This is a genomic window from Bradyrhizobium sp. UFLA05-109 (assembly GCF_054185165.1).
The window spans coordinates 17,021-27,760 of sequence record NZ_JBBIAR010000015.1 but is presented as its reverse complement, the minus strand read 5'-3'; the positions used below and the strand labels follow the sequence as shown (position 1 = coordinate 27,760).

General features: G+C 61.4%; 11 protein-coding genes. 3 read left to right on the top strand and 8 right to left on the bottom strand.

Annotated features, from left to right (window positions below; all coding sequences use genetic code 11):
• Positions 1–5: 5 nt before the first annotated feature.
• The 3 genes from Q3C01_RS13310 to Q3C01_RS13300 form a co-directional block, all read right to left on the bottom strand.
• The gene (locus tag Q3C01_RS13310; protein WP_458145779.1) at positions 6–1,643 is read right to left on the bottom strand and encodes an ABC transporter substrate-binding protein; all 1,638 of its coding nucleotides are present in this window, start codon (positions 1,641–1,643) and stop codon (positions 6–8) included.
• A gap of 30 nt (positions 1,644–1,673) precedes the next feature.
• Entirely contained in the window at positions 1,674–2,495 is an 822-nt protein-coding gene (locus tag Q3C01_RS13305; protein ID WP_458145778.1) for a sugar phosphate isomerase/epimerase family protein, read from the bottom strand.
• A 432-nt stretch (positions 2,496–2,927) separates the two neighbouring features.
• Positions 2,928–3,701 (bottom strand): SDR family NAD(P)-dependent oxidoreductase, encoded by a 774-nt coding sequence (locus tag Q3C01_RS13300; protein WP_458145777.1) that lies wholly within the window; start codon positions 3,699–3,701, stop codon positions 2,928–2,930.
• A 562-nt stretch (positions 3,702–4,263) separates the two neighbouring features.
• Here Q3C01_RS13300 and Q3C01_RS13295 point away from each other — a divergent pair.
• A complete protein-coding gene (locus Q3C01_RS13295; protein ID WP_458145776.1) occupies positions 4,264–4,476 on the top strand; it encodes a hypothetical protein in 213 nt (70 codons plus the stop codon).
• Between the two features lie 45 nt (positions 4,477–4,521).
• Here the strand turns inward: Q3C01_RS13295 and Q3C01_RS13290 are convergent, their stop codons facing one another.
• Positions 4,522–4,773 carry a hypothetical protein gene (locus Q3C01_RS13290; protein ID WP_458145775.1) on the bottom strand — a complete coding sequence of 84 codons (252 nt, stop codon included), beginning with the start codon at positions 4,771–4,773 and terminating at the stop codon, positions 4,522–4,524.
• A 535-nt stretch (positions 4,774–5,308) separates the two neighbouring features.
• On the opposite strand from Q3C01_RS13290, the gene Q3C01_RS13285 reads away from it, so the two are divergent.
• Positions 5,309–5,590 (top strand): hypothetical protein, encoded by a 282-nt coding sequence (locus tag Q3C01_RS13285; RefSeq protein ID WP_458145774.1) that lies wholly within the window; start codon positions 5,309–5,311, stop codon positions 5,588–5,590.
• Positions 5,591–5,800: 210 nt separating this feature from the next.
• On the opposite strand, the gene Q3C01_RS13280 is transcribed toward Q3C01_RS13285, so the two are convergent.
• The gene (locus tag Q3C01_RS13280) at positions 5,801–6,025 is read right to left on the bottom strand and encodes a hypothetical protein (RefSeq protein WP_458145773.1); all 225 of its coding nucleotides are present in this window, start codon (positions 6,023–6,025) and stop codon (positions 5,801–5,803) included.
• Between the two features lie 163 nt (positions 6,026–6,188).
• Positions 6,189–6,557, bottom strand: coding sequence for a nuclear transport factor 2 family protein (locus tag Q3C01_RS13275; RefSeq protein ID WP_458145772.1), 369 nt, complete (start codon positions 6,555–6,557; stop codon positions 6,189–6,191).
• 759 nt (positions 6,558–7,316) lie between these two features.
• On the opposite strand from Q3C01_RS13275, the gene Q3C01_RS13270 reads away from it, so the two are divergent.
• Positions 7,317–7,700, top strand: coding sequence for a universal stress protein (locus tag Q3C01_RS13270; RefSeq protein ID WP_458145771.1), 384 nt, complete (start codon positions 7,317–7,319; stop codon positions 7,698–7,700).
• 572 nt (positions 7,701–8,272) lie between these two features.
• Here Q3C01_RS13270 and Q3C01_RS13265 read toward each other — a convergent pair.
• Both Q3C01_RS13265 and Q3C01_RS13260 read right to left on the bottom strand, forming a co-directional pair.
• On the bottom strand, positions 8,273–8,659 hold the full coding sequence (locus Q3C01_RS13265) for a GrlR family regulatory protein (RefSeq protein ID WP_458145770.1): 387 nt from the start codon (positions 8,657–8,659) through the stop codon (positions 8,273–8,275).
• A gap of 30 nt (positions 8,660–8,689) precedes the next feature.
• Positions 8,690–10,723: an NAD(+) synthase gene (locus Q3C01_RS13260; RefSeq protein WP_458145769.1), complete on the bottom strand. Its 2,034-nt coding sequence runs from the start codon at positions 10,721–10,723 to the stop codon at positions 8,690–8,692.
• Positions 10,724–10,740: the final 17 nt, after the last annotated feature.

The window sequence follows — 10,740 nt, the reverse complement described above, 5'->3', positions numbered from 1 at the left end:
ACGGCTTACGCCTCGAAATTGCCGGCGCGGAAGTCCATCGCGAACGCCGGCGAGGCCTTCCACTTGATCGACTTGGGCTTGGCGGTGAAGGTCGCGTTCTGGTGCAGCACCGTATAGGCGGGGTCCTCGCGCTCGGCGATCGCCAGCATGCGGGCGAACGCCTTCTTGCGGGCCTCCCGATCAGTCGAGGTCTCCAACAACTCGGAGAGCTTGTTCAGCTCCGCATTGGTCCATTCGCCGATCTGCTGCTGCTGACCGTTGGGCCCGTGCTGGGCGACCATCGACGAAACGGGATCATTGAAGGCCGCTGAGTTCGACCAGTCGCGCACCGCGCGCGTGTCGCCGCGCTCCATGATCTGCGACCAGTTTTCCTTGGTCTCGATCTGAACGTTGAGGCCGACCGACTTCCACATCTCGACCAGGATCTGCGCGGTCGCGACCTGGTTGGTGTAGTAGTTGTTGAGCAGCCGATAGGGAATCGGATCGCCTTTATAATTGGCTTGCTTCAACAGATCCTGCGCGAGCTTCGGATCGTAAGCCGGTACGCTCCAGTCGGCGATGAACATGTCGCCATAGAACTCCCACTGAAGTCCCTTCGGCACGCGGGTGCGGCCGGCCCAGAGGCTGTCGACGATCGCCTGGCGGTCGATCGCATGGGTGAAAGCGCGACGCACCAGCGGATTGGCGAGCTGGGCGTGGTTCTTGTCGAACACGGTCAGGCGGTGATTGAGGATGGTGCCGCCCTGCACCTCGAACGCGGCGTTCTTCTCGATGCCGGCGATCTGGTCCGGCGGGATGTCACAGGCGAACTGATATTCGCCCGACAAGAGGCCATTGATGCGGCTCGCGACCTCGGGCACTTCGAGGAAGCGGATGCGCTTCAGCGGCGGACGGCCGCCCCAATATTCGTCATGTGCTTCCAGCGTCAGCGAGACGTCGGGCTTGAGCTCGACAACCTTGTAGGGACCCGTCGTGACCGGCTTGCGCGCCCAGTCGAGATAGCTCGCGGCTTCGTCCCAGGCGCGGCGGTTCATGATGTCGGAACCGTAGCGCGACAGCCGACCTTCGATGGTGACGTCGGGCGTCGCGTTGGAGAAGCGCACGGTGTATTTGTCGACGGCGTCGACGCGCACGAGGTCCGGCCAGATGCGGCGCGCCACTGCCGGCACATCCGGCGGCAATTCTTTGCCGGGCCGCGGCGTCGGGATTTTTTCGAACGCCTGGATGGTGGTGCGGCTCTTCGCCTCGGTCTCACCGAACATGCGCTCGCGGCTGAAAGTGAAGATGACGTCTTCCGCCGTGAGCTCGTCGCCATTATGGAACTTGACGCCCTGGCGCAGTTTCACCTCGACGGTCTTGTCGTCAATCCGGCGCCATTCGGTCGCAAGCCCCGGCACGGCCTCAAGATTGCCGCGGAAATTCTTGGAGATCAGGCCTTCCCAGATTGACGAGAAGAACACGCGTTCGCCGACGTTCGACTGCTCGCGCAGCACGTCGAGCACGTTCGCGTTCGTTACCTTCTGCACCGCGATCGTGACCGACGGGCGGTTGTCGCCTTGCGCGATCGCGAACCGCGGCAGGAATAGCGTGCCGGCGGCAGCCGTGCCGGATTTCAGGATGGTGCGACGGGTGAGCTTGCTCATGACGAAGACCCCTGCCCTTATTGGCGTTAGCTATTCAGCGAGACCGAGCGACTTGAGATACGCCGCTCCCCCGCGGACGTGATCGTGATTGCGCAGCTCGAGGATCAGCCGCGGATTGGAGCTCAACCGTCCCAGCGCACGGAACACGGCGGTCCAGCGGATGTTGCCCTCGCCCGGCGCCCAATGGCGGTCGGCGAAGCCGTCTGTGTCCTGGAGATGCACATGCGTCAGCATGTCGCCGGCCGCATCGACGTAGTAGTCGACCGGCGGCGCGTCGGTGGAGACATGGGCGTAGTTGGCATGACCGGTGTCGAGCGAGACTCGCACTTTCGGGCTCTCGAGCGCTTTCGCAAGGCGCACGCGATCGCGGGGATCCTTGTCCTCGATGTTCTCGATCACGAGCTCGCAGCCGCTTTGCTCGGCCCGCGCGATCACTTCGGCAAGCGTCGAGCGCACCCGCTCGACCAGATTACCGCGGCTCTCGGGATAGAGATCGAGATTGTTGTGATCCCAGGTCGTGAAGGGCGAATGGATTACCATCTGCGTTGCGCCGAGAAATTCGGCCGCGTCCAGCCCCTGAAGGAGCCGTTTTGCAACGGCTTGACGGATCATCGGATCGTGGCTGTCGATCGTGAAGCCCCAGAACGGGCCGTGGATGCCGAGCCGTCCGGTGTGGCCAGCGAGCATCTTCTTGATCTCGCTCGCAGTGGCGCGCCAGTCGCTATCAAGCAGGTCGGCGCGGAAGAAGTCCTGGATCTCGAGGTCGCGCTGGCGTTCGAGGAGCCAGTCGCGATGCGCAGGGATCGATTTGATGGACAGGGCAGCGCCCAGCACAGGCAGCACAGCGGACATGTCTTGAACTCCCTTGGCCATCGCGTGATGACATCGGCAGCGCTAACGCAGTTCAGTGACAGGCCGGTGAAGGGCAGGTTCCCGACGTTCAGGGAGATGTGGACATCGCGTGGGCCTCAGCACACGCTCGCGTCGCACCGGGACGGCAGTTCACGTCCGTAATGACGCGGATAGCAACGTCCTCAAGTTTCACGTATCTCCGCGCGATCGACGGCCAACGCGCATCACACTTTCCTGGCCGCGTCACATGGGCGGGGGCGCCATGGGGCGGGGATGAAGTCACGAGGTCCGGACTCCTAGGCACACCGGACCTCGTGGCAGCTCATCCCCGACTGGAACGCATCGAAAATCCCTTTGCCCTTCCGCATCGCGCCTGCAAGCACGTTCGCGCCGCGCCGTATTTCGAAACCGGCTCGAAAGGCCCGCGATCCACTAAGCCTGAGGAAGCGCGACACCAGTCAGTTCGCCCAACTTGGAGATGAGCCGGTCCTGAAATTCTGGATCGGTTGCCTCTCGGGCCGGCTGCTCCTGCTGGAGGTGATGCCAGTAACGACCGCTGACCAAGGCGGCCGGCTCGTCGCTTACGGCCAGCCAGGTCTGGGTCCGCTGTCCGGTATCGAGATCTACCGGCGCTCCTGGACCGCCCATCTTCGTGCGTACCCAGCCGGGATCGACGGCGTTGCTCAAGACCTGCGGCCAGCGCCGCGCCAGCGCGAAAGCCAGCGCGGCGCCATGCAGCTTGCTTTCGGCGTAGGCCCGTGCGGGATCCCAGGGCCGCTTCGTCCAGTCCACGTCGGCCAGCGAACCCTCCCCGCCGCGGTGCAGACCGCTGCTAAGATACACTGTTCGTTCAGGGCGTTTGATCAGCGCCGTCAGCATGTACGGCGCCAGGGTGTTTATTGCGAGGGTGGCAGCATGTCCCTCAGGTGTCGAACCGCGGCTGCGCTCCGAGTAGACGCCCGCATTATGGATGACCGCATCCATGCGCCCGATCGCGTTGATCTGATCTGCGATACTTCTGGTCTCGGCCCCGCTGCGGAGATCACCGACCACGACCCCTGCGGCGCGCGAGGCGAGATTTGCGATGGTCGCGGCGCGATCGGCCGAACGGGCGTGCAGCACCACTTCATGGCCGTCATCTAGAAGCGACTCCGCTGCCGCTCGACCCAGCCCATCCGCGCTGCCGGTGATAAAGACAATGGCCATGCTGCTCCTCCGATTTTCCCGCTCACACTGATTGCTCGACAATCTTAGTGAAATTCGGATCTCCGGCCTCAATCAAGGCCGCGTAAACGACGCCCCGCTTCGCGGCAAGTGGCGGATCGATAGTCGCCGACTGTCTCGTCGGATGAGCTGCCGGATCGTAACGCGGATGTTGCCGCTGTCCTCGCCCGTGTGAGCCTGTGACGGCTGAAGCATACGAGAGCCGGAAGAAACGAGAGCGCTGCTTATGATCGGCGGTTTGCTGTTGGCGCCAGCGTCGCACCCTCGGCTGAAACCGATTGCCATTGCTCTTTTGTCAAAAATCTCGCGCAACATCCGCAGATCATAGAGACTTTGGTAAGCAATCAGGCCCAGGCTAGCTTTGGGACGGGGCCGCAGGGGAAAGTTGCGGCCTTGTGCTTGGGGTGAAGACCCGCTCCCTCCAGCCTTGGCGGGCCTTCCCTCAATCAATGGAAACGGAATCCACTGTGATTTAATTCATATTTCACATCGGCAAAGCAGAGGCAGGTTATTGCGTACCGATTGATATTGGAGGATGGCAATAATGCTAAAAGAAAATTGCCTGATCGTTTTTGCGGCGGGAAGAAAACTGGATCTCCTGCGCGGCGAAGCCTCTCGCATCGCCAAAGAAAATAAAGTGGACTGGCATATCGACCGCGCCGACATCGGCACGCTCTTTTGCTTCGAGGACGCCAAGGCAAAAAAAGCCTTCGCACTCACCTGCGATAACTTCGGTATTTCCTGCCGGGACAGCTAGCCAAAAAACAAACCCGGCGGCCTTGTGGGCCGACGGGTTGGGCTTTCATGTCGCGGTAAAGGCTCCCAGTTCCGCGCAATCAATTAGCCGTCGGCCAGCAGCAATCGAGTTCTCGGAGCTTGCATTTTTGGATGGCTGCTTCCGTGCAGTGACATAGCCATTCTCACAATATTCAATCTCACGAACCTTGCGAGCATATGTCAGGTATTTCTTGATCAGATCGTAGTCGTTGGGATTGAACCGTATTTGCTTTTCCAAGGCGGCAAGGTCTTCGCGCAGCGTGGCAGCGTCCAACATAATCGCCCCTCCTCCGCAATGTACAAACCACGCAAATCAAACTGGAGTTCCGCCTAGTCCCCCGTCGAGCCTGCAACAATGCATGGAAGCTTCCTTGCTGGTAGCATGCTAAGAAGGTGCTTCACTGCGCTTGACGAGCTCGCTTCTATGTCACCTGCGCGTTTAAGGAAGCCCGTCATTCGCGACGGGCCCAAGGCTAAGGGAGAAAACGCGCCATGAAGACGCGGCAAAAGCCTACGACGAGACGCGCCGATTCTGTGTATCGCGATTGACACTGTGGACAATAAAGCACTGCTGTCATCCACCGACAGAGGCGCTGATACTTGTGGCGCAGTAACGTGGCCCAACGACCTTCGCCCGGATCGGCATCATGCGGGCGCTCAACCACGGGAAGTCCGATCCGGAGGTGCAGCCGCGCCGGAAGCCGAGCAAGAATACAAGCTCATCTCGTGAAAGCTTGGTCGAGCGTGGCGGTCTCGGAAATGCGTATAACCTTCAGTAAAGCTGCCGAGTTTCTCTTTAGGAGGCGGTCAGGATGCTGCCAGGGAAATCAAGAAAAATGCGGAACTGGATGATGCTGGCGCTGGAATCAAACCGCGTGATCGGGTTGCGTCTGGCGAAGCTGATGCGAGGCGGCAAGGGCGCCCAGCGTGAAGCCGAGCGCATGGTCAGCGAAAAAATACAGGCGGCCGCCAAAGCCGGCGCAAGCCTCATGGCAGGCGCCTCGAGCGATGAGATTGTGCGTCAATACCGAAAACGGGTCGCGGCAAACGCCAAACGGCTGAGCCGCCAGCAAAGACGACGCAAAAAACACTGATCCCGCCAATGCGACGTGAGCCATTCACAGGAACCGTAATGGCTGAAATGAGCGGTATGGGCCTGATGCGTCAGCCTTTGTGTCCCGATCTGTCGAGCCTTGAGGAAAGGCTGCTAATGCGTGCCGGGCTTGCCCGGTTCTGTTGGCGGACCGGGCGGAAGAACGCGCCAGCGGGGCGCACTCCGGACCGCGTGCGGCTGAGCCGGGCTCTCAATCGGGGTTATCCAGCTTGTCTATCTCAGCCCTCGCCAGCGCCGTGGCTTTCTCGGTGGCCTGCTCTCGCGTGAGGGTGTTACCGCTCAACCGGCGTGAGACAAGGTTGTCCCAATAGAACCTGACCGATTTCCGTCCGTCCGCGAACCATACCTCCAGACTTCCGCAGTCATCGTCTACGCCACGGTGAGGGATGATGCGGATGGGGTCGCCTTCGGCCATGGGGGAATTGCTACCATTCCGCAAGCATGGGGACAACGGCGGTGACCCTGGGCTGGTGATTTCGGTTTCGACGATGTCTATATCGCGCGGCGACCCGACCAAGGCGGTGACGAAGACGGGCGACGCCATCGTCGCCGATTGTCACCGGCAAGGTCGAGCGTCTTCAGTTGGATGAGATTCTTGCAGCGCAACCGATCAATGGGCTGCAACTCGTGTAGATAATCTTATTGGAGCGATCGAAGCGAAAGTAAAAGCGGACCGGCTTGCCTTCATAGCTCTGGTAATCGATCTGAACCCCGTGGCCGGTCAGGACCACATCGTCAAGGTTAAAGGAGCACCTGCTTTCGAGCTTCGGTGCCCAATAGCCCGCGATCGAATTTCGTCCCGTCAAGGTCACGCCCTCGCGGCCGCATTCCATGACCGCGCGCTCATCATACAGATCGAGCAGAGCGTTTAGGTCTCCCCGTCGGCAGGCATCGAGCCAGTCAACGACGGCGGCAAGAGGATCGAATTCTTCCCGTGGAATCGACATGAGGTCCCATACAAAACTGTCGCCGCTCCCGATCGCAACCTAGACGCATCCGGATAAGGAAAACGGCCCGGAGGAACTGGGGGCTCCGGGCCGAGTGTTTATTCAACTAAAGAGCCCCTCGAGCGGCGAGGAGGCCAGGCTGCCAAGGAAACACCACGGTCAACCGCAGAACGCGCGCCGCTGCAAATATCTTTCTGGTAAGGCAGATTAACTCGGAGCAAGCTTCATCCGTTTTGGGGCGGCCACCGCTGGCGCTAATCAGACGCGGGCCCAGAAGGACGGCTTTAAGGGCGGCGAGCACGTAAACCTTCGTATAGGTCCGTTACCCGTTTAGATGACCGACGTTCACCGAGTTTCAATTGAGCCGCAATCGCGATCGTCTTATCTACAGAGTAGCGGTAGCCCTCCCGCTATCGCTGCCCTCCTTGGGCGTTTCCTCCCTAGACTTGGGCCGCTAGTGGCAACGCAGGCGGCCTTTCTTTTTGTCTGGGCCCCATCGGTTTCTCGGTCTTTTGAAGAGCATGAGAACTAAGGAGTACGCGCGACCGCTCCATTCGAGGATATCTGCTCCCATTAAAGTCCGTGGCTGCAAATACAGAGAAGGCAGTCGTCTCGCCTCGAAATGTCGCGGTGAGCCACGCGCCGACATGTCGGTCGCAGCACGATTGGCCGATTGATGTATCGCAAGACTTTATCCGAAACGCGGGCCCAACCTACCTTCGGAAGGCAGCTTTACGTTCAGACAATCGGGAGTGAAGCATGTACCGGCATATTCTCATTCCGACAGATGGGTCGGTGCTGGCGGAGCATGGGGTGGCGCATGGGTTGGCGTTGGCGAAGTTCGTTGGCGCCAAGGTATCCGTAATCAACGTTGTGGAACCGCTTTTTGCAGTGACCGGCGACTTCGCGAGCGTGTTGGATCACGTGGCAAATGCGGCTAAGGAGGCTGGCGTTTCCTGCGAGACGATTCAGGTGGAGAACGGGCAACCGCATCAAGCCATCATCGCAGCAGCCCAGGACAAAGGCTGCGATCTCATTGTAATGTCGTCGCATGGGCTCAGCGGACTTTCCATGCTTCTAATGGGCAGTGTGACAAACAAGGTGCTGACCTACGCGAAAACGCCCGTGCTGGTTTGTCGCTGAACGTTGCAGATCGCTTGGGTCATTCGCGACCGGCTACGCCAACGACAAGTCCGGTGCGCCCGCTGTGCCGCCGGAAGCGAGCGACCTCGATCATCTTGGAGCGCCCTGCTTTAGCTGCCTGAGGATGGGATTTAGGAGCAAATCCGGCCGTGACCCAGCGAACGTTACACACAATCGAATGGAACGTTTATCCGCTTCAAATCCCACCAGCGAAGGAGCGCCTGCTGTTGATCGTGTCTGCAGCCGGCCAGCCACCAAGTCTCAAGCTCATAGGCAAAAGTGAGGTCGCGCTCGGATATTGGACCGGCGACGCCTTTCGGGTGATGTCCGGCTTTTTGCGACCACGGCTGACCGATTGGCAGCCGGCGGTTACCCATTGGGCGAGACTTGCACCATGTTTGCCCACAGGGATCGATCTTATTCGCGACAGAAGATTCGACTCTGACATTCGGGATTGAGCAATCACGACGTCGCCGCCATGCACGGCAATGTCCTGCCCTTGTCCGACTGCAGGAACAGCGCAAGGCGCGCGGCGGCCTTCAATCCCGGATCTCGGCGATACGCCGCCGCGCCTACATCGCCTCTTTCAGAGTCAACCGCGCCGTAAACGTTACGCTGGTCTTGCCGACCAGCGCCATGCCTTCGACCTCGGCGCCGCCTGCGGAATACCCGCCGGAGAAGCCGCAGGTAACCTCCCTGCCGGCGAACGCCAGCGGCTTGCCGACCGCCTCGGTGTGCTGATTGACCGTCATCTCGCCGCGCCACTTGCCTTTCCGGAAGGTGTAGTGGCCTGTGTAGTAGAAATAGCTGTCGCCACCCAAGATGCGACCGTCGCAAAGCACGGCAACGCCCTTGGCCTGGCCGCGCTTGCCATCGCGCATCTCGATCTCGAAAATGTAGAGGCCGTTGACGACCCCGGTGTGATTGTCGGCCGTTTCCGGCCCAGGTTCGGCCGCCATCAGCCTACCCTCTTTTTTCGTCCGTCTTCATCACTTTGGCACGTTGCGCTCGAGGTCGTCGAGCCAGGCAGCGGCGCTGGAGTCGGACGGCGCGCGCCAGTCGCCGCGCGGCGAGAGCGAGCCGCCGGCCGAAACCTTTGGACCGTTGGGCATCGCCGAGCGCTTGAACTGGCTGAATGCGAAGAAGCGCCGCAGGAACACCTCGAGCCAGTGGCGGATGTCTGCAAGCGCATAGGCCCTGCGCCGGTCGTTCGGGAAGGCCGGCGGCCATTCACCTCCGGCAACATCCTTCCACGCATGCAGCGACAGGAAGGCGATCTTCGACGGACGGAACCCGAAGCGAAGCGTGTAGAACAGGTTGAAATCCTGCAGCTCGTACGGTCCGATCGCGGCCTCCGTGCTTTGCGGCTTCTCGCCGGGCTTGGCGGGAACGAGCTCCGGCGAGATCTCGGCGGCGAGGATCGATCCCAACGTTCGGTTGACATCATCGCTGAACTGCTTCGAGGCGATCACCCAGCGGATCAGATGCTGGATCAGCGTTTTTGGCACGCCGCCATTGACGTTGTAATGCGCCATCTGGTCGCCGACGCCATAGGTGCACCAGCCGAGCGCGAGTTCCGACAGGTCGCCGGTGCCGATGACGATACCGCCGTGATGGTTGGCGAGGCGGAATAGGTAGTCGGTGCGCAAGCCCGCCTGCACGTTCTCGAAGGTGATGTCGTAGACCTTTTCGCCCTTGCCGAAGGGATGGCCGATATCCCTCAGCATCTGCGTCGCCGTGGTGCGAATGTCGAGTTCCTGCCAGGTCGTGTGCAGCGCCTTCATCAGCGCAAGCGCGTTGGACTTGCTCTCGCTGCCCGTGGCAAATCCCGGCATGGTGTAGGCGAGGATGTTTTCGCGCGGCAGAGCCAGCAGGTCGATTGCCTTGGCGGCGACGATCAGGGCGTGGGTGGAATCAAGCCCGCCGGACACCCCGATCACGACGCGTTTTGTCCCCGTCGCGCGCATCCGCTGCACGAGGCCGGCGACTTGGATGTTGTAGGCTTCGTAGCAGTCCTGCTCGAGCAGATGTTCGTCGCTCGGCACGAACGGAAAGCGCTCGACGTTGCGCAGGAACCCGATATCGGCAACCGGCGGCTTCAAGGCAAAGGAGATTTTGCGGAAGCTTGCCTCGCGCTGGCGACGGTTGTCATCGAACGTTCCCATCAGCGAACGCTCTTGCCGCAGCAGGTCGAGATCGACGTCAGCGGTCGTGATCTGCCCGCCTTGCCGGAACCGCTCGCCCTCGGCCAGCAGCACGCCGTTCTCGTAGATCGAGGTCTGGCCGTCCCAGGCCAGATCCGTCGTCGACTCGCCCGCGCCCGCGGCGGCATAGACATAGGCGGCAAGACAGCGCGCGGAGGTCGATTGGCACAATAGTGCGCGTGAGCGTGCCCGGCCGATCGTGATAGGGCTGCCCGAGAGATTGATCAGCACGCTCGCCCCGGCAAGCGCCAGCTCGGAGGCCGGCGTGACCGGGATCCACATGTCCTCGCAGATCTCGACGCCGATGGTCAGGCCCGTGACGTCCTCCGCCGCGAACAGCAGGTCGACGCCGAACGGCGCGCGCAGGTCGCCGACCGCGATCGCCTCGCCGACGACCCCGGCGCCGGAGGCGAAGTGGCGGCCTTCGTAGAACTCGCGATAGGTCGGCAGGTACGTCTTGGGAACGACGCCGAGGATGCTGCCGCGATGAATGACCACGGCACAATTGTAGATGCGTGCGCCGTGGCGCAGGGGCGCGCCGACGATCAGTACGGTCATCTGGGCCGATGACGCCTCGACGATCGCCTCAAGGCCGCGCTCGACCGCATCGAGCAGCGGGTCCTGCATGACGAGGTCTTCGATCGCATAGCCGGACAGGCACAGTTCGGGGAAAACGGCGACCGCCACCGCCTGCCCATGGCATGCGCCCGCGGCCGCCACGATCGCCGCAGCATTGGCCGCGGGATCGGCCACGTGCGAGGTCGTGACGCAGGCGGCCACGCGCGCAAATCCATGGGCGTAGATCGAGTGAAAACTCATGGCGCGCGGACCTTCGG

Coding starts and splice junctions, on each gene's coding strand:
- Q3C01_RS13280 (WP_458145773.1), bottom strand. CDS start 6,025: ATGGCCGAAGGCGACCCCATCCGCATCATCCCTCACCGTGGCGTAGAC.
- Q3C01_RS13260 (WP_458145769.1), bottom strand. CDS start 10,723: ATGAGTTTTCACTCGATCTACGCCCATGGATTTGCGCGCGTGGCCGCC.
- Q3C01_RS13290 (WP_458145775.1), bottom strand. CDS start 4,773: ATGTTGGACGCTGCCACGCTGCGCGAAGACCTTGCCGCCTTGGAAAAG.
- Q3C01_RS13310 (WP_458145779.1), bottom strand. CDS start 1,643: ATGAGCAAGCTCACCCGTCGCACCATCCTGAAATCCGGCACGGCTGCC.
- Q3C01_RS13300 (WP_458145777.1), bottom strand. CDS start 3,701: ATGGCCATTGTCTTTATCACCGGCAGCGCGGATGGGCTGGGTCGAGCG.
- Q3C01_RS13265 (WP_458145770.1), bottom strand. CDS start 8,659: ATGGCGGCCGAACCTGGGCCGGAAACGGCCGACAATCACACCGGGGTC.
- Q3C01_RS13270 (WP_458145771.1), top strand. CDS start 7,317: ATGTACCGGCATATTCTCATTCCGACAGATGGGTCGGTGCTGGCGGAG.
- Q3C01_RS13295 (WP_458145776.1), top strand. CDS start 4,264: ATGCTAAAAGAAAATTGCCTGATCGTTTTTGCGGCGGGAAGAAAACTG.
- Q3C01_RS13275 (WP_458145772.1), bottom strand. CDS start 6,557: ATGTCGATTCCACGGGAAGAATTCGATCCTCTTGCCGCCGTCGTTGAC.
- Q3C01_RS13285 (WP_458145774.1), top strand. CDS start 5,309: ATGCTGCCAGGGAAATCAAGAAAAATGCGGAACTGGATGATGCTGGCG.
- Q3C01_RS13305 (WP_458145778.1), bottom strand. CDS start 2,495: ATGTCCGCTGTGCTGCCTGTGCTGGGCGCTGCCCTGTCCATCAAATCG.